This window comes from Sphingopyxis sp. Q841, assembly GCF_052384365.1.
Taxonomy (GTDB): Bacteria; Pseudomonadota; Alphaproteobacteria; order Sphingomonadales; family Sphingomonadaceae; genus Sphingopyxis; species Sphingopyxis terrae_A.
On the sequence record NZ_JBQSUM010000001.1, the window covers coordinates 870,009 to 887,157 of the forward strand.

Annotated in this window: 21 protein-coding genes; 7 read left to right on the top strand and 14 right to left on the bottom strand. The window is 65.9% G+C overall.

Translation table 11 applies throughout. The features are described 5' to 3' along the window. Positions 1 to 33: 33 nt before the first annotated feature. The 5 genes from ACT17R_RS04290 to panB form a co-directional block, all read right to left on the bottom strand. Positions 34 to 273 (bottom strand): sulfurtransferase TusA family protein, encoded by a 240-nt coding sequence (locus ACT17R_RS04290; protein ID WP_444809046.1) that lies wholly within the window; start codon positions 271 to 273, stop codon positions 34 to 36. Then, positions 263 to 1,639 carry a ribosome biogenesis GTPase Der gene (gene der / locus ACT17R_RS04295; protein WP_003040578.1) on the bottom strand — a complete coding sequence of 459 codons (1,377 nt, stop codon included), beginning with the start codon at positions 1,637 to 1,639 and terminating at the stop codon, positions 263 to 265. The genes ACT17R_RS04290 and der overlap by 11 nt, the downstream gene beginning before the upstream one ends. Before the next feature lie 44 nt (positions 1,640 to 1,683). Continuing rightward, positions 1,684 to 3,018, bottom strand: a complete 1,335-nt coding sequence (locus ACT17R_RS04300; protein WP_444809047.1) for an outer membrane protein assembly factor BamB family protein — start codon at positions 3,016 to 3,018, stop codon at positions 1,684 to 1,686. Position 3,019: 1 nt separating this feature from the next. Next, positions 3,020 to 3,802, bottom strand: a complete 783-nt coding sequence (locus ACT17R_RS04305) for a tetratricopeptide repeat protein (RefSeq protein WP_444809048.1) — start codon at positions 3,800 to 3,802, stop codon at positions 3,020 to 3,022. 124 nt (positions 3,803 to 3,926) lie between these two features. Next, a complete protein-coding gene (gene panB, locus ACT17R_RS04310; RefSeq protein ID WP_003040587.1) occupies positions 3,927 to 4,793 on the bottom strand; it encodes a 3-methyl-2-oxobutanoate hydroxymethyltransferase in 867 nt (288 codons plus the stop codon). Between the two features lie 127 nt (positions 4,794 to 4,920). Here panB and ACT17R_RS04315 point away from each other — a divergent pair, with 127 nt between their 5' ends. The 3 genes from ACT17R_RS04315 to ACT17R_RS04325 all read left to right on the top strand — a co-directional run bounded on the left by ACT17R_RS04315 (position 4,921) and on the right by ACT17R_RS04325 (position 6,049). After that, positions 4,921 to 5,343, top strand: coding sequence for a hypothetical protein (locus tag ACT17R_RS04315; RefSeq protein WP_444809049.1), 423 nt, complete (start codon positions 4,921 to 4,923; stop codon positions 5,341 to 5,343). A gap of 66 nt (positions 5,344 to 5,409) precedes the next feature. Next, on the top strand, positions 5,410 to 5,835 hold the full coding sequence (locus tag ACT17R_RS04320; protein WP_058813136.1) for a DUF2178 domain-containing protein: 426 nt from the start codon (positions 5,410 to 5,412) through the stop codon (positions 5,833 to 5,835). Beyond that, the gene (locus tag ACT17R_RS04325; protein WP_040589196.1) at positions 5,828 to 6,049 is read left to right on the top strand and encodes a helix-turn-helix transcriptional regulator; all 222 of its coding nucleotides are present in this window, start codon (positions 5,828 to 5,830) and stop codon (positions 6,047 to 6,049) included. Before ACT17R_RS04320 ends, ACT17R_RS04325 begins: the two co-directional genes overlap by 8 nt. Before the next feature lie 80 nt (positions 6,050 to 6,129). On the opposite strand, the gene ACT17R_RS04330 is transcribed toward ACT17R_RS04325, so the two are convergent. From ACT17R_RS04330 to ACT17R_RS04345, 4 genes are read right to left on the bottom strand one after another with little or no spacing between them, the layout of a single operon-like run. Beyond that, positions 6,130 to 7,074 carry an aldo/keto reductase gene (locus ACT17R_RS04330; RefSeq protein ID WP_062900687.1) on the bottom strand — a complete coding sequence of 315 codons (945 nt, stop codon included), beginning with the start codon at positions 7,072 to 7,074 and terminating at the stop codon, positions 6,130 to 6,132. Next, positions 7,071 to 8,144 (bottom strand): glycerophosphodiester phosphodiesterase, encoded by a 1,074-nt coding sequence (locus tag ACT17R_RS04335; RefSeq protein WP_444809050.1) that lies wholly within the window; start codon positions 8,142 to 8,144, stop codon positions 7,071 to 7,073. The genes ACT17R_RS04330 and ACT17R_RS04335 overlap by 4 nt, the downstream gene beginning before the upstream one ends. Further along, complete coding sequence (locus tag ACT17R_RS04340) at positions 8,141 to 8,491, bottom strand: ArsC family reductase (protein WP_062900689.1); 351 nt, start codon at positions 8,489 to 8,491, stop codon at positions 8,141 to 8,143. The genes ACT17R_RS04335 and ACT17R_RS04340 overlap by 4 nt, the downstream gene beginning before the upstream one ends. A 7-nt stretch (positions 8,492 to 8,498) precedes the next feature. Next, on the bottom strand, positions 8,499 to 9,173 hold the full coding sequence (locus ACT17R_RS04345; protein ID WP_062900690.1) for a cyclic nucleotide-binding domain-containing protein: 675 nt from the start codon (positions 9,171 to 9,173) through the stop codon (positions 8,499 to 8,501). A gap of 257 nt (positions 9,174 to 9,430) precedes the next feature. On the opposite strand from ACT17R_RS04345, the gene ACT17R_RS04350 reads away from it, so the two are divergent. Together ACT17R_RS04350 and ACT17R_RS04355 are read left to right on the top strand one after the other, a co-directional pair. Then, the gene (locus ACT17R_RS04350; protein WP_287938756.1) at positions 9,431 to 10,804 is read left to right on the top strand and encodes a class II 3-deoxy-7-phosphoheptulonate synthase; all 1,374 of its coding nucleotides are present in this window, start codon (positions 9,431 to 9,433) and stop codon (positions 10,802 to 10,804) included. Further along, complete coding sequence (locus ACT17R_RS04355; protein ID WP_003040612.1) at positions 10,801 to 10,971, top strand: hypothetical protein; 171 nt, start codon at positions 10,801 to 10,803, stop codon at positions 10,969 to 10,971. The genes ACT17R_RS04350 and ACT17R_RS04355 overlap by 4 nt, the downstream gene beginning before the upstream one ends. Positions 10,972 to 10,997: 26 nt before the next feature. Here ACT17R_RS04355 and ACT17R_RS04360 read toward each other — a convergent pair whose 3' ends face one another. Together ACT17R_RS04360 and ACT17R_RS04365 are read right to left on the bottom strand one after the other, a co-directional pair. Beyond that, positions 10,998 to 12,497 (bottom strand): M28 family peptidase, encoded by a 1,500-nt coding sequence (locus ACT17R_RS04360; protein ID WP_444809051.1) that lies wholly within the window; start codon positions 12,495 to 12,497, stop codon positions 10,998 to 11,000. Positions 12,498 to 12,579: 82 nt separating this feature from the next. Next, complete coding sequence (locus ACT17R_RS04365; RefSeq protein WP_444809052.1) at positions 12,580 to 13,392, bottom strand: HpcH/HpaI aldolase/citrate lyase family protein; 813 nt, start codon at positions 13,390 to 13,392, stop codon at positions 12,580 to 12,582. A gap of 72 nt (positions 13,393 to 13,464) precedes the next feature. On the opposite strand from ACT17R_RS04365, the gene ACT17R_RS04370 reads away from it, so the two are divergent. Continuing rightward, complete coding sequence (locus ACT17R_RS04370; protein WP_217372657.1) at positions 13,465 to 14,385, top strand: SPFH domain-containing protein; 921 nt, start codon at positions 13,465 to 13,467, stop codon at positions 14,383 to 14,385. A gap of 1 nt (position 14,386) precedes the next feature. Further along, on the top strand, positions 14,387 to 14,833 hold the full coding sequence (locus ACT17R_RS04375; RefSeq protein WP_217372658.1) for an NfeD family protein: 447 nt from the start codon (positions 14,387 to 14,389) through the stop codon (positions 14,831 to 14,833). A gap of 97 nt (positions 14,834 to 14,930) precedes the next feature. On the opposite strand, the gene ACT17R_RS04380 is transcribed toward ACT17R_RS04375, so the two are convergent. The 3 genes from ACT17R_RS04380 to ACT17R_RS04390 form a co-directional block, all read right to left on the bottom strand. After that, entirely contained in the window at positions 14,931 to 15,461 is a 531-nt protein-coding gene (locus tag ACT17R_RS04380; RefSeq protein ID WP_217372659.1) for a GNAT family N-acetyltransferase, read from the bottom strand. A gap of 31 nt (positions 15,462 to 15,492) precedes the next feature. After that, a complete protein-coding gene (locus tag ACT17R_RS04385) occupies positions 15,493 to 16,053 on the bottom strand; it encodes a hypothetical protein (RefSeq protein WP_062900696.1) in 561 nt (186 codons plus the stop codon). A 148-nt stretch (positions 16,054 to 16,201) separates the two neighbouring features. Next, entirely contained in the window at positions 16,202 to 17,095 is an 894-nt protein-coding gene (locus tag ACT17R_RS04390; protein ID WP_444809053.1) for a metal-dependent hydrolase, read from the bottom strand. Between the last annotated feature and the right edge of the window lie 54 nt (positions 17,096 to 17,149).

Sequence of the window (17,149 nt, forward strand, 5' to 3'; positions counted from 1 at the left end):
AAAGCGGACACCGCCGAATCGCCCCGAAACGGGTCAGTCGCGCCGAACGCGCCAGCGCGCGGCGTCGCCCATCGGCCCGGCGTCATCGACCCGCCAGCCCTGTTCGGCGGCAAGCGCCGCAACTTCGCGCGCGGCGTTGGGGTCGTCGGCGATCAGCACGACATCCTGCGCGACGCGCATCGCGCGGGCGAGCCGCAGCGCCGGCCAGGGACAGCGCATGCCGCGCGCATCGACGGTCAGCGCCGCCGATGCCCCCGCGGCGTCATTCGTCATAGGGGTTGCGCGTGTTGCGGAAATTGATGCGGATCGGCACGCCCTGGAACCCCAGTTCCTTGCGCATCCCGTTGACCAGATAGCGCTGGTAGCTGGCGGGCAGGGAATCGGTCCGGCTTCCGAAGATGATGAAGGTCGGCGGACGCGTGCGCGCCTGCGTCATGTAGCGCAGCTTGATCCGCTTGCCGCCCGGCGCCGGCGGCGGATTGGCGTCTACCGCGCGTTCGAACCAGCGGTTGAGCTTCGCGGTCGAGACACGGTTGGTCCAGATCGCGCGCTGTTCAAAGGCGACGCGGACGAGCGTGTCGATCCCCTTCCCCGTCGCTCCCGAAATGCTGAGCAGCGGCACGCCCTTGATCTGGCTGAGCCCGTCGTCGAGCGCTGCACGGACGCCGTTGAATAGCGATGACGGGTCTTCGGCGACGTCCCATTTGTTGAGCGCGATGATCAGCGCGCGCCCTTCCTCCAGCACGCGGTCGGCGATGCGCAGATCCTGCGCCTCCAGCCCCTTTGTGGCGTCAAGAAGCAGCACGACGACCTCGGCGAAATCGACCGCGTGCAGCGCGTCGGCCACCGACAGCTTTTCCAGCTTGTCCTGAACCTTCGCCCGCTTGCGCATCCCCGCGGTGTCAAAAAGCTGGATCGGATGGACCTCGCCATCCTTTTCCCATTGCCAGTCGACGCGGATCGAATCGCGCGTGATCCCGGCCTCGGGTCCGGTAATCAGCCGGTCTTCGCCGATCATCCGGTTGATGAGCGTGGATTTGCCCGCATTGGGCCGCCCGACGATCGCCAGCTTGAGCGGGCCGAGCGGCGCATCCTCGTCCGCATCCTCGCCGACCGCCTCTTCGTCGGCGTCCATGAAGGGTTCGACGATCGGGCGCAGCGCGTCGAACAGATCGACCAGTCCCTCGCCATGTTCGGCGCTGAGCGCAATCGGCGATTCGAAGCCGAGAGAATAGGCCTCCATCAGCCCCGCCTCGCCCTGCTTGCCTTCGGCCTTGTTGGCGCAAAGGATGATCGGCGTGTCTTCGCTGCGCAGCCAGCGCGCAATTTCTTCGTCGAGCGGGGTCACGCCCGCGCGCGCGTCGATCATGAACAGCGCCGCATCGGCTTCGCGCACCGCCTTTTCGGTTTGCACGCGCATCCGGCCGGGCAGCGTCGCCGCGTCCTGATCCTCGAACCCCGCGGTATCGACAATCAGAAATTCCAGGCCGAGCAGCTTGCCATCGCCCTCGCGCCGGTCGCGCGTCACGCCCGGCTGGTCGTCGACCAGCGCCAGGCGCTTGCCGACCAGCCGGTTGAACAGCGTCGATTTGCCGACATTGGGCCGGCCGACAATGGCGATCGTCGCGGATCGCGCCATGCGTCTATCCTATCTTCGCGGCGGGCCAACCCGGCCGCGCCCTGTTATTGCCAGGCGGTGATCGTGCCGTCGTCCGCCAGGATATAGAGCCGGTTGTTCGCAACCACGGGCGGCTGCGACAAGGACGACTTGAATTCGGTGGTCGCGAGCGTCGAACCATCGGTCGGCGAAAATTCGACGAGTTGTCCCTCGCTGTTCACCGCGATCAGGCGTCCGCCGGCCAGAATCGGACCGGTCCAGCGGATCGGATCCTTTTTCTTCTTTTCGGTTTCGACGCGATAGCGCGCGAGCTGCTGGATCCAGCGGACCTTGCCGGAACCGCGCGCAACGCACAGCAGCTTGCCGTCGTCGGTCATCGCATAGACCCATTCGCCGACGACATAGGGCGTCGAAATACCGGCGATCGAGATTTCCCAGATGCGCTGCCCGGTGAGCAGGTCATAGCTCGCCATGCGCCCCCCCTGACCGAGCGCGAAAACGCGGCCGCGGTCGATCACCGGGTCGGCATCGACGTCGGTCAGCGTCGAAACCGACAGCGCCATCGAGGTGCGCGCGAGCGCGTCTTCCCACAGGTCGCGGCCGTTTTCGTAACGATAGGCCTGAACCTCGCCCGACGAAAAACCGGCGACGATCGTCCCCTGCCCCGCCGCGGGCGATGCCGCACCGAACACGCTGCCGGGCTCGATCGACGCGGTCGCCTGCCACTGCACCGCGCCGTCGCCGGCGTTGAGCGCGAAAATCTGGTTGTCCTGCGTGATCACATAGACCCCGCCGAAGGCAACCGTCGGCGCACCGCGCAGCGGCCCCGCGGGTTTGACCTTCCACAACAGCTTGCCATCCTCGGCGTTCAGCGCGGCGACGTCGCCGACGCCGCTCGTCGCATAGACGACATTGCCGTCGACCGACGCGCCGCCGCCGAACAGCGAATTTTCGAAATCCTTGCCCGTGCTGCCGATCGACACGCTCCAGAGCTTCGCGCCGGTATCGGCGGCGAAGGCCGACACGACGGCATCGGTGTCAACGGCGAACAGCCGGTTGTTCGAAATCACCGGCGCCGCGGCGAGCCGCTGCTTCTTGGTGCTGCCCGCAATCGACGCTTCCCACGCCTTGGTGCGCGCAGCGCCGAGCGCCGGATGCCCCATCGACTTGGACGCATTGCCGCCCGACTGCGCCCAATCGGCGTTGAGCACCGGATCGGGCAACACCACCGCGACCGCGGCGGTGGTCGGGTCGACCTTGATGCTGTTGTCGTTCGACAGGATCGAAACGCGCTCGCCGACCGTCGGCGTGCGCGGGCCGCCCTTGCCCTTGAACGCGCCGCAGCCCGCAAGCGGCAGCGCGAGCATCATGGCGCAAATCACATAGTGGCGTTTCCGCATCTTATTTGGCTTCCTCACTCTTGGCGGCGGCCGCTGCGCCCGGGGCGGCACCGCCTTGCTGGTCCTTTGTCGTGTCCTTGGCGGCGCTTTCCGCCGCGCGATCCTCGACCGCATCGACACCAAGCATCCCCGCCATCTGCACCGTCCGCGACTGCAGCGATTTGAAGGTGGCGGGCGCCTTGGCGATCCGCGCATAGAGCGCGCCGGCCTTGTCATATTGGCCGAGGTGATAATAAGCCGCGGCCGTCAGCTCGGCCGCGCTGCCGAACCAGCTCGATACCGGGTCGGTCGCATCGACAAGCGGCTTCATCCGCGCGATCACCGCCTCAGGCTTCATCGTATCGAATTCGAGCGCGGTCTGGCGAACCAGCGCCATATCGCGCATCGACTGGTCGAGCTTGGCGTCGCCCGCGACCTGCGCGAGCAGCGCGGCGGCGGTTTTCAGGTCTCCGGCCTTCGCCTTCATGTTCGACTGCTCGATCAGCGCGGCGGCGCGATAGGCGGCATTGCCCTCGCCTGCCAGCGTCTTGAGATCGGCGGTCGCCGCCGTGGGCTGCGCCGCGGCCTTGTCGAAAGCGGCCAGCAGCTGTTCGGCCTTTTCGCCGCGCGCCACCGTCTGACGGTGCTCCCAATAGAGATAGCCGCCGAACGCCAGCAGCGCCGCGATCGCCGCGCCGACGATCCAGCGGCCGTAGCGCTGCATGATGGAGCTGAGCTGATCCTTGCGGACGGCCTCGTCGACTTCCTGCAGGAAGGCCGCATTGTTCGTCGGGCTCAGGGCCAATCAATCCTCCATAACTCGTTCGCGAGCGATGCCCGCTTCGGGTCCGCCGGCCGTTCCTTAGCGGTCATGCCGAAAAAGGCCAAGCGATTCACTTGACCCCTGCAGGCACCCGTCCGGGACGCCGTCAACCCTTGTAGATTTGATCGTCGGTCGGGAATGAACGCGACCTGACCTGCTGGGCATATTCCTTCACTGCGCCGTCGATCACACCCGCCATATCCTGGTACCGCTTCACGAATTTGGGGACGCGTTCGAACATGCCGAGCATGTCGTCGGTAACGAGCACCTGCCCGTCGCATTGCGCCGAGGCACCGATACCGATCGTCGGACAGGCAACCTTGCCGGTAATCTCGATCGCGATCGATTCGAGCACGCCTTCGATAACGATCGAAAAGGCACCGGCCTGCGCGACAGCGACCGCATCCTCGACGATCGTGCGCGCTTCCTCGTCGCTTTTGCCGCGCACGCCATAGCCGCCGAGGATGTTTACCGCCTGCGGCGTCAGCCCGACATGCCCCATCACCGGAATCCCGCGCTGGGTCAGAAATTCGATCGTCGGGGCAAGCACCTTGCCGCCCTCGACCTTCACCGCCGCCGCGCCGGTTTCCTTGAGCAGGCGTGAGGCATTGGCGAAGGCCTGTTCGGGGCTCGCCTCATAGCTGCCGAAGGGCATGTCGACGATCACCGCGGCATGATAGCTGCCACGCACCACCGCGGCGCCGTGCAACGCCATCATCTCCATCGTCACCGCGACAGTATGCGGCAGGCCATAGATCACCTGCGCCAGCGAATCGCCGACGAGCAGCATGTCGCAATGCGGGTCGAGCAGCTGCGCCTGCCGCACCGTATAGGCGGTCAGCATCACCAAAGGCTCACCGCCGCCCTTGCGCTGGCGAATGCGCGGCACCGTCAGGCGCTTCATCGGCTGCGGCGTCGGATTGGCGCGGCTGGTGGAGGTATCGAGGGTGAGCGTTTTTGGGAGCGTGGACATGGGGCGCGGGTTTAGCGGCTTATGCTGCGCTGCGAAAGGCTGCAAAGCGGAGCGATGTTCGCAAAGATTGACTCTATGTCAAAAATTATTTACATCGAGTCGCATATTATGAACATGGAGACGCCAAATGTCGTTCCGCGAAAAAATTCACTGGGTGACGCTGGTCACGATGATCGCCGCCTTCGGCTGGTATTTTCTTGCCTATCCGTGGGGGATCGCAGCCAGCCCGGCAGGCCTTTGGGCGAGTGCGGGGATGCTGCTGCCGGTCACCGTCGCGATCATCATCGCGATGACGATCGCATCGGCCTGGATGGCGATCCGCGCCCCGGCCGAGGCCAACCTCAAGGAAGACGAGCGCGACCGTTCGATCCATTATCGCGGCACCCATTATGCCTATTATCCGCTCGTCGTCGGCGTGTGGGTCAGCATCTTCGCCCTGTTCTGGAACGCGGGGCCGGCGGTGCAGCTCAACCTGTTGCTTGCGACGGTCGTCCTCGCCGAACTGACGCGGATCGGCGTCCAGCTTTACCTTTATCGCCGGGGCTATTGACCCATGCCCCGCGCGACCCTTGAAACGGCGCGGCAGCTTGCCAGCGCAGGTACCGGAGACTTGTCCATGAATTTCCGCGAAAAGTCCGCGTGGCTGAACGTCTTGGCCATGCTCGCCGCCTATAGTCTCTATTTCGGACTCATCATCGCCGGGCATCCGGCCGGGCGCGAAGTTTTCCCCATGCTGTGGTTGTTCGGCTCGATCGCCTTGGCGCACGCGGCCATCGTCATCGTCGGCACCATCATCCTGTCCGCGCAGGCGCCAAAGTCGGAGCGGGTCCGTGCCGATGAGCGCGACCGCGCGATCCGCCGTCGCGGCGCCACGATCGCCTATTATGTCCTGCTGGCGGGGATGATGGTCGTCGGCGTCTATCTGCCCTTTGTCGAGCAGGGCGTGCCGCTCGCAAACACAGGCCTGTTCGCAATCGTTCTCGCCGAACTGGTGAACAGCGCCGTCGTCCTCATCAGCTATCGCCGGGGTTGGCATGGCTAGGCTGCCCTTCTCGAACGACATCCGCACCTTGCGCTTTCTCGCGGGAGAAATGACGCAGGCCGAACTCGGCGAGCGCGTCGGCGTGACCCGCCAGACGATCGCCGCGATCGAACAAGGCAAATATTCGCCCTCGCTCGAAGTCGCCTTCCGTATCGCGCGCACCTTCGGCAAGCCGCTCGAACAGGTGTTCGGGTGGGACGAGGAAAGCGGCTGATCCGATGCGCGGCCGCGCTGGCCCGGCTCGTCTCTCCCCGGGGGCCGGCCGGGCCGAAACGGCCGCGTGCGCGGCGAACCTTATGCGGTGCCGCGCCCCGCTTCGTTCAGCGCCGCCAATTGCAAGTCGGTCAGCGTGACCGTCTCGCTGTCCATGATCTCGTCGAGTTGCGCGACCGAGGTGGCGCTCGCGATCGGCGCGGTGACGCCCGGCTGCGCGGCGACCCAGGCGAGCGCGATCTGCGACAGGGTGGCGCCGGTTTCGGCAGCGATCGCGTCCATTGCGGCGAGCACCGCCGGCCCCTTGCCCTCCAGATAGGCTTTGGCGCGCGCGCCGCGCGGGCTCTTGCCGAGATCCTCGGCGCTGCGATATTTTCCTGACAAATAGCCCGACGCGAGGCTGAAATAGGTGACGACGCCCAGCCCTTCGGCGATGCAAAGCTGTTGCAGCGCGCCTTCATATTGATCGCGGTCGAGCAGGTTCAGTTCGGGTTGCATCGCGGTGAAACGCGGCAGGCCCCCGGCGTCGGCGACGCGCAGCGCCTCGGCCAGCCGCTCGGCACTATAATTGGATGCCCCGATCGCGCGCACCGTCCCCGCATCGACCAGTTCGCCGAACGCGCCGAGCACTTCGTCCAACGGCACATCGGGGTCGTCCTTGTGCGCGAAGTAGAGGTCGATCGTATCGACGCCGAGCCGATCGAGCGAGCCTTTCACCGCTTCGCGGATGCGATCGGGCTTCAGCCCGCCGGGCATCATGCCGACCTTGGTGGCGATCAGCACATGGTCGCGCGCGCCGCTATCCTTCAGCCACGCACCCATCATGCTTTCGGATTCGCCGCCCTTGTGCCCCGGCACCCACGCCGAATAGACATCGGCGGTGTCGATCATCCCGCCGCCGCGCTCGACGAAGCGGTCGAGGATCGCGAAACTTGCGGCCCGATCGGCGGTCATCCCGAAGACATTGCCGCCCAGCACGAAGGGACGGACCGACAGGCCGCTCTGGCCAAGGGGACGCTGCGTCATTGCGATACTCCTGCATGGACCACCGGCACCGCTTCGCGCGAATTGTCGCTGAACAGGCCGTCGATCCCGGTCTTCAGATAGGTGCGGATCTCGTCCGCCAGATCGCCTTGGCCGGCGGGGTTGATGCCGCTCTTGTCGCCAAGCGGCAGGAAATAATTCTCGCGGCGAAAGGTCCACGGATGGACCTTCAGTCCGGCGGCATGGGCATCGCGCACCAGATGGGTCGGATCGCCGAGCGTGCCGAGCGCAGTCCGCGGGATGATCATTGTCTTGTTGGGTCCGATCCCGTCGGCATAGGCGGCAATCGCCTTCAGCCCCGTAGGCGTCGCCATCGCGGCGTAGCGTTGCTGCGCATGGTCGGCCGGACCGCCCTCGCCGTCCATGAGCTGGATCAGCGGCAGGTCGCTTTTCGCCCGGATCGCTTTCAGATTGCCGACCTCGAAACTCTGGATGAACACCGGCGCGCTGCGGCCATGATAGCCATAGCGCGCCAGCATGGCGAGCAGCGGCGCTTCGTGCGGCAGGCCGATGCTGGCGAAATAGCTCGGATGCTTGGTTTCGGGATAGACGCCGACCGGATGCTCGCGCCCCTTGTTGACCCGCACGAGCAGGTCGAGGATCTCGGCAAAGGTCGGGATCTGGTAGCGCCCGTCAAATTCAGTCGCGCGCAGTTGTGGCAGCCGCTCCTTCGCACGCAGCGTCTTGAGCTCGGCCAGCGTGAAATCCTCGGTGAACCAGCCGGTCACATCCTGGCCGTCAATCTGCTTCGTCGTCTTGCGCGCGGCGAATTCGGGGTGGTCGGCGACGTCGGTCGTCTCCGAAATCTGATTCTCATGCCGCGCGACGAGCACGCCGTCCTTGGTCAGTACCAGATCGGGCTCGATGAAATCGGCGCCCTGTTCGATCGCGAGTTCATAGCTTGCGAGCGTATGTTCGGGCCGTTCGCCCGACGCCCCGCGATGCGCGATGACGATCGCGGGCTTTCCGTCGAGCGTGGGCTGCGCCGCCATCGGTTCAGCCCCGCAGCCGGCGAGCGCGAGCAGCGCCAGCGCGGCGCGCCAGGCCTTCATGCCGCAAAGCGCTGTTGCCAGTCACCGGCGGAAAATCCCACACTATACGCGCCGTCCGCATCGACGAGCGGGCGCCGTATCATCGCCGGCTGATCGAGCATCAGCGCCTTCGCCTTCGCCGCATCGATCCCCGCCTTGTCGGCATCGGGCAGCTTGCGGAAGGTCGTCCCGCTCTTGTTGAGGAGCTTTTCCCAGCCGAGCGCATCGACCCAGCGATCGAGCAAGGCGGGATCGAGCCCGTCCTTGCGATAATCGTGAAACGCATAAGCCACGCCCCGCTCGTCGAGCCAGCGCCGCGCCTTCTTCACCGTGTCGCAGTTCGGAATGCCATAGAGAGTCAGTGCCATGCCGCCGTCATAGCGACGGCGCCTCGGCAATGCGAGCGTTTGCGCTTGCCAATTTTCCGCGCAGCGCCCGGGCAAAGCCTTCGTGCAATGCCGCAGCGATGTCGGGATTGGCGGCAAGATAGTCGCGTAGCACCGCGGCGGGGATGAACCACAGCCTGGCGTTGGTCGATAGCGTCACCGTCCCCGTCGCCTGCGCGCCGTCGAGCACAGTCGCCTCGCCGATCAGCGCGCCGTCGCTCACCGCGCCGACCTCGACCCCGTCGCGCAGCACCGACGCCGCGCCCTGGCTCAGATAGAAAAGGCTGGGTGCCGCCTGATTTTCGCGGATCAGCACCTCGCCCTGCCGCGCCGAAATCCAGTGCCCCTGATCGATCAGCCCGCGCGCCGCCGTCGCGCTCAACCGGTCGAAATGACGGGCGCGAAGCTGCTCCTCCTCGGACGAGAAGCGGATGCTCAGATTGCGCAGCCAGTCGCGCCAGCCGAACGCGATATTGGCGAGGATGATCGCGAGCAGCAGCAGACCCGCGACCAGCGCCTGCCCCGCGACGAGCGCCAGCGGCAGGGCGACGAGCGCGGCGAGCGCCAGCCCGGCGCGCACATATTCGATGCGCACCGCAAAGCTCGCCGCAAGCAGGATGAACAGGGCCAGATAGCCAAGAAGGGCCGGATCGAAATTCGCCATAGCCAATCGTTTTACAGCGGTCCCTGTGCTTAGATTGCTAGGGAGCAAATCTTACCGATTACCGAAGACGGACGCGCGACCCGTAAAAGCGTCCCGATTTGCGAAAGAAACTAACAGTTTTTTGCAATGAAGAAAAGCATAGGTGCGCGAAAGCCACCATCATGCTAATTTTATCGCCCGCGCTTGCTTTGGCGGGGCAATCGCGCCAAGGCACCCGGCGAATCGATTTTGACGCAGAAAACGTAAGAAGACCGCATATGACGCACCAATGGCAACCGCAAAGCTGGCGCTCGCACGAAGCCCGTCAGCTGCCGACCTACACCGACGAAGCCGCGCTTGCGGCCGCCGAGCGTGAGCTTGCCGGATATCCGCCGCTCGTCTTTGCCGGCGAGGCGCGCGAGCTGACCAGCGAGCTGGGCCGCGTTGCGGAAGGCAAGGCGTTTCTGCTTCAGGGCGGCGACTGCGCCGAGAGCTTTGCCGAATTCCATCCGAACAATATCCGCGATACCTTCCGCGTCCTGTTGCAGATGGCGGTGGTGCTGACCTTCGCGTCGAAAATGCCGGTCGTTAAGGTCGGCCGCATGGCGGGCCAGTTCGCCAAGCCGCGCTCGGCCGACATGGAAGAAGTGGGCGGCGTCGAACTGCCAAGCTACCGCGGCGACATCATCAACGACATCGCTTTCGAAGCCGCAGGCCGCGCCCCCGATCCGCAGCGGATGATCCGCGCGTACAACCAGTCGGCGGCGACGCTCAACCTGCTGCGCGCCTTTGCGAACGGCGGCTATGCCAATCTGCATCAGGTCAACGCCTGGACGCATGATTTCATGGACCGCAGCCCGTGGGCGAAGAAATATCAGGAAACCGCCGCGCGGATTTCCGAAGCGCTCGCCTTCATGGAAGCGTGCGGCGTGACGCCCGAAACGGTGCCGCAGATCAAAGGCACGAGCTTCTATACCAGTCACGAGGCGCTGCTGCTTCCCTATGAGCAGGCGCTGACCCGGCAGGACAGCCTGACCGGCGGCTGGTACGACACGTCGGGCCATATGCTGTGGGTCGGCGACCGCACCCGCTTCGAAGGGTCGGCGCATATCGAATATCTGCGCGGCATCGGCAATCCGGTCGGCATGAAATGCGGCCCCAGCCTCGACCCCGACGTGCTGCTGCGCCTGCTCGATACGCTGAATCCCCAGCATGTCCCCGGGCGCATGACGCTGATCACCCGCTATGGCCACGACAAGATCGAAGCGCATCTGCCGGCGCTGGTGCGCGCGGTGAAGGCGTCGGGGCACCCGGTCGTCTGGTCGTGCGATCCGATGCACGGCAATGTCATCAAGACGGGCAATGGCTACAAGACGCGCCCGTTCGAGCGCATCCTCGCCGAAGTGCGCGGCTTCTTCGCGGTCCACCGCGCCGAAGGCACGCATGGCGGCGGCATCCATATCGAGATGACGGGCCAGAATGTCACCGAATGCACCGGCGGCGCGATGGACGTGACGCAGATGGACCTTGCCGACCGTTACCACACGCACTGCGATCCGCGCTTGAACGCCGGGCAGAGCCTCGAACTCGCCTTCCTGCTCGCAGAAATGCTCAATCAGGAAATGACCGACCGGGCAAAGCAGGCCGCATGAGCGAACGCCGCATCATCGTGCAGAAGGAAGTGATCCGCAACGGGGTCGGCTTCGGCAGCGCGCTGGCGATGGCGATCAGTTTCACCACCCACAAATCGGTGCTGTGGGCGATCATCCACGGCATCTTCAGCTGGTTCTACGTCGCCTATTTCGTGCTGACCCGCTGACCAGCGCGCGGCGGCGGGGCCTGAACCTAGTCCGCCGTTCCCGGCCAGCGTTTCGTGTCGGCGAAGGCGCGGCCCAGCGCGACGTGCAGATCGGCATCCTCGGCGGCGCCGCCGAGCGGTACCTTGTCCGAAAATTCGTCGGCGGGGCGATGATAGTCGCTGCCGAGAAACGCCTCGAGCAGTTTCATGTCCGAAAAGCTGCCGCCGACCATTAGCGAGGTGACGCCCTTGGCGCCGAGCGCCCAGCCATCCTGCCGCTGGACGAAGGCATCGGCCTCGCCGTCGCTGTCGATCGTCCGGCCGAGTGACGTCGCAACGTTGCGCACCATCGCGTCATAGGCGGGCTTGCCGCGTCCGATCGTCGCGACCGGCGTGCCGCGAGGCGAAATGGCGATAGTGTCGATGTTGAGCGCGACAGTGATGCCGGACAGCGGCACGACCGGATGGTCGGCGAACCAGCGCGCGCCAAGCAGCCCCTTCTCTTCCGACGTGGTCGCGAGGAAATAGATGTCGCGGTCGGGACGCGGCCCCCCTGCAAGACGCTTGGCCACCTCGATCAGCACCGCGATCCCGCTCGCATTGTCTACCGCGCCGTTGCAGATGCGATCGGCGGCGCCTTCGGGCCGGCAGATGCCGAGATGGTCCCAATGGCCGAGGAACAGCACTGCCTTGCCGTCGGGCTTCGCGCCCGGCAGCTTGGCGACGATATTGTTGCTGGCAAAATTGCGCACCGCGGCGGTCGCAGTGAAATCGCCCGTCACCGGCAGCAGCGCGCCGCGATAATCGCCCGCCTCGGCTGCTGCGCGCAGCGCCACGCCGTTCTGCCTCGCCTTGGCGAGCATGGCATCGAGCGCCGCCGGAGCGATATAGCCGCTGATCGTCGGTCCTGCCGGCGCCGACCCCATGCGCATGCTCTTGGCGCCCAGGCTCTCGCGAATCTCGTTCCACGGCATCGAATCCGGCGCGACGATCAATACGCCCGCCGCGCCCGCGTCGGCGAGCATCTGGCGCCGCTCACGGTAGCGCGGCAGCTTGTCGCCGAAGGGCGGCGTATCAAACAGCATGACCGCGACCTTGCCCGCTACATCGGCGTTGACCCGGCCGTCCGCATCGACGCCATAGCCGACGAAGACGAGCGGCGTATCGGCCAGCGCCACCGACGCCTCGCTGCCGGTGACGATGATATCCTCGTCGCCGATCGCGAAGGGTTGTCCGGCCACCTTGAACCGCGCGCTTCCGCCCGTCGTCTGCGTTTCAACGAAAGGAACCGGCTGCAGCCAGGGCGTGTCGCTGCCCGGCACCGCCTGCAATCCAGCCTTTGCCCATTCGCCGACAATATAGGCGATGGTGCGGTCCTCGCCCTCGGCACCCGGACCGCGGCCCTCGAAGGCATCGCTCGCAAGAACGCGGATATGCTGCGCCAGATCGGCTTCGGCGACGGGCGTATTGCCCTTCGCATAGGCGGCGGGCGTGACGGCAAGCAGGGCGGCAGCCGCAACGGCGGCGCGAAATGGCGACAATGTCATGGATGTGCCCGATGGCATGGCCATGCCGAAGCGGCAAGGCGCGTTTGTCGAACGATGAACAGCATCGACGGAAAGCAGGCCGCTATTGCGCCCGCGCCCGCGCCAGCAGCGCCTTCGCCGCCGCGACGTGCATATCTTCGATCATATGGCCCGCGTGCCGCTGCGCCCCGCCGGTTGCTGCGGCGACCAGCGCTTCGGCAGAGGCGATCTCGCGCGCCGACGGGGCGAAGGCGCGGTTGCACGGATCGACCTGCGACGGGTGGATCAGCGTCTTGCCGTCGAAACCGAGCCGCCGCCCCTCGCGCGCTTCGGCCGCAAATCCCTCCGCGTCGTCGATCGCATTATAGACCCCGTCGAAGCACCAAACGCCGCCTGCGCGCGCCGCGAGCACAATCGCCTGGATCGCATGGCCCATCGCGCCGCGATCCATGCCGTCGGGCAGCTTGAGCTCATAGGCCAGATCGTTGAGCCCGGCGATCAGCCCCTGCACCGCGGCATCGGCGGCGATCCCCTGCGCCGCATAGATGGCGGTCGGCGTTTCGATCATCGCGAGCAGTGGTAGCCCCAGAGCGCGCAGCGGGTCGAGGTCCGAGGGCGCGTCGACCTTTGGCAGCACCACCGCGTCGAGCACGAGGCCGTCCAGCGCCGCGAGATCTTCCGCCTGCTCGGCGCTGCCACTGGCGTTGACGCGCACGGCCACGCGCTTGCCCGCAAAGCCCGCCGTCACCGCGGCGCGCATCGCCGCGCGTGCCTCTGCCTTGCGCTCCGCGGGCACCGCATCCTCCAAGTCGATGATCAGCATATCGGCGGCGAGCCCGCCCGCCTTTTCGAGCGCACGGGCGTTGGAGCCGGGCACATAGAGGAGCGAGCGCGGGGCGAAGGCGGCATGGGTCATGCGCTTTTCTGTGGCGCAGCTGGACCATTGCCGCAATAAGGAAGCGGGATTGCGATCGAATTTGCAAAGGGGATGATCATGTATTTCGCACTTGCACTGGTGGTGCTGGCGCTGGTGTTTCTGATCTGGGCGCTGACGCCGGTGCGGCAGGGTTTCGCCTATACGATCGAACGCTTCGGCCGCTACACGCACACCGCGCAGCCGGGCCTCAACTTCATCATGCCGATCTTCGACCGCGTCGGTCGCAAGGTGAACATGATGGAGCAGGTGCTCGACATTCCGGGGCAGGAAATCATCACCAAGGACAATGCGATGGTCGCGGTCGACGGCGTCGTCTTCTTCCAGGTGCTCGACGCCGCGAAGGCGGCCTATGAGGTCAGCGACCTGTACCTCTCGATCATGAACCTGACGACGACCAACCTGCGCACCGTCATGGGGTCGATGGACCTCGACGAGACGCTGTCGAAGCGCGACGAGATCAACGCGCGCCTGCTGCATGTCGTCGACGATGCGACGACGCCATGGGGGGTGAAGATCACCCGCGTCGAGATCAAAGACATCCGCCCGCCGGCCGACATTTCGAACGCGATGGCGCGCCAGATGAAGGCCGAGCGCGAAAAGCGCGCCGCGATCCTCGAAGCCGAAGGGCTGCGCGCCTCCGAAATCCTGCGCGCCGAGGGCGAGAAGCAGGGCCAGATCCTGCAGGCCGAAGGGCGGCGCGAAGCCGCCTTCCGCGACGCCGAAGCGCGCGAGCGCGAGGCCGAAGCCGAAGCCAAAGCGACGCAGATGGTCAGCGACGCGATCGCGAGCGGCAATGCGCAGGCCATCAACTATTTCATCGCGCAAAAATATGTCGAGGCGGTAAGTCAGTTCGCGACCAGCCCCAACGCCAAGACGATCCTGTTCCCGGTCGAGGCGACGCAGCTCATCGGCACGCTGGGCGGCATCGGCGAACTCGCGCGCGACGCGCTCGAACGCAAGACGGAGGCCTGACATGCCCGACTGGCTGGCCAGCATGGAACCGCACTGGATTTGGCTGTCGGTCGGCGTCCTGCTCGCCGCGGCCGAGATTGTCGCGCCGGGATTTTTCCTGATCTGGATCGGCGCCGCGGCGATCGTCACTGGGGTCATCGCGTGGATCGCGCCGATCGGCGTACCGATTCAGCTCGGCATCTTCGCAGTGCTGGCGGTGATCATCCTCTATGGCGCGCGCAAATGGCTGCGCGACAATCCGATCGTCTCGACCGACCCGCTGCTCAACCAGCGCGGCGGCCGTCTCGTCGGTGAGGTGCTGACGGTGACGACGGCGATCGAAGACGGCCGCGGCCGCGCCCGGGTTGGCGATGGCGAATGGCCGGTGCGCGGACCCAACGCCGCCGAAGGGGCCAAGGTCCGCGTCGTCAGCGCCGACGGCGGCGTGCTGGTGGTCGAGGCGGTTTGATCCAAATCGTCATTGCGAGGAGCCGAAGGCAACGCGGCAATCCAGTGTAGCGCAAACCTCTCTGGATTGCTTCGCTCCGCTCGCGATGACGACCGATTCAACCACCCCGCGGCCGCGAATAAATCCCCACCACATGCCCCAGCGCGTCACTGTCGCCGATGCGGCGAAAGCCCAGTTTTTCGGCGACACGCTCTGATGCAGCATTGCCCGGATCGATGATGCAGCGCACCTCGGGCGCGTCGAGCGTCGCGTCGGCCCAGCCGAGCGCCGCGCTCATCGCCTCGGTCGCCAGCCCGCCGCCCCAATGGTCGGCGTCGAACGCCCAGCCCGCCTCGGGTAGATCCTCAAGTTCGGGGATGCCGCGGCAGAAATAGGAAAGCCCGCCCATGCCGATCAGCGCATTGCTGTCGCGGTCGGCGAACACCCAATAGCCAAAGCCCATTACCGGCCACAGCCCGGCAGAGCTCAAAAATTTGCCCCAGCTCACGTCGGGCGCACGCGGTTCGCCGCCGATGAAGCGCGTGACGCGCGGATCGGCCCACATCGCGATATGGACCGGCTTGTCCGAAAAATGCGGCGGGCGCAGGCGCAGCCGCGCGGTTTCGATCGTGGGAGGCGAAGTGATCATCGTGCCGACATGCCCAGCGCGGCGGGCATGGTCAATCGGGGTCGAAGAAATGGTCGAACAGGTCGTGCAACACGGCCTTGCCGTCGACCTGCGGCCGGACGCGCAGCACCGCCAGCGTATCGACGCGTGCCAGCACGTCGCAATGGTTCAGCACGAGATGATAGGCGGCGCGGTCCCTGAAATCGTGAAACAGGAGCATCGCGTCGGGTTTGCAGTGGACGATCGCCTGCAACAGGCAGGCGACACGAAAGCGCCCGTCGATCAGTACCGCGTCAGGGCTGCCGGTCAGGTGGCGCCAGATATGCGTGTGATAGCGCGGCCAATCGCGCAGGCGCGCCGGGTCGGTGGGCCGGCCCTCCGCATCGACCGGACCGATTTCGGGCTGATAGGGCGTGTAGCCCTCCGCCTCTTCGCCCAGTCGGCGCGCGATGGCGGCGAGCCGCTCGCGATCGCCGTCGACCGCCACGATCCGCCGGGCCTGCCGCGCGGCGACGAGCGTCGCCTCGCCGCATCCGAATTCGAGCAGCGATTGGCGTCCGGCGAGTTGCAGTTCGAGCTGCACGAGCTCGGTCGCGGTCCAGATCGATGGCATGAACGGTCCCCTGTTCCCCCCCCGCAGGAGATATGGGACTTCGCCGCAGCCGTCCAGCTATGGAACACCCCCACGAAGGCAGAGACCCGGAGAGGGAGAGAGAGGCCTCTCCGGCCGCCCGCCTTCGCGGGGGTGCCGGGCCGCGGCGTCAGGCCGCGGCTGTTGCCAGCTCGGGCGCGACCGACGAATGCGACGGCATCACCGCATCGGAATAATCGCTTTCGAATTTCTTGATGAGTTGGCGGTCGTCATGGTTCCAAGGGTGAAAGCCCGGCATGAAATAGGCCAGCCAGGGCAGAAAGCTTTTGCGCAGGATGCCCGGATAGCCGAGCATGAACCACCAGATGCGCGCGCTGACGCGCCAGCCGGTCAGCCCGTCCTGCTGCAAGAGCGCCTTCATGCCCCGGATGCGCTTGGGCCAGAAGCGCGCGGTGATCGCGACCATCATCAGCGACTTGGCCTTCCAGCGCCGCCAGCGGCTCCAGTCGCGCGTCGCGTGGAGCCAGGTGTCGTAAGCCACGCCCTTATGCTCGATTTCCTCGATCGCGTGCCATTTCCACAGCGCCGCCCATTCGGGCTCGGCGCCGTCGTACATCGCGGAATCCTTGAGCATGATCGCCGCCATCATCGCGGTATAATGTTCGAGCGCGATCGTCGCCATCAGGTTGACGATGGGCGGGCGCGTCTTGATGAGTTCCATCACATTGTCGACATCGGCCTCTAGCTCCGACAGGTCATAGCCCGCCTCCGCCGCCTTGCGATTGAAGACGACATGTTCGCGGCTGTGAATGACTTCCTGCTGGGTGAAGGCGCGGATTTCGCGCGCGAGCTTTTCGGGCACGCCGTCGCGGTGCGCCTTCACCGCCTCGATGAACATCGCCTCGCCCTTGGGAAAGGTGACCGACAGCGCGGTGTGAAAGACCGACGCGATCGGGTCGCCGTTCATCCACCAGCGCCCCTGCCGGTCGTCGCGGCCGAAGCGGCGATCGCGCGGGGTGATCGACAAATCCTGCGGCGTCGGCGTGCGGGAAAGGCTGGACATATGGTTCTCACCGTCGAAAAGGGGGTCCAGGGCGTGGGGACGCCCGACGGGGCA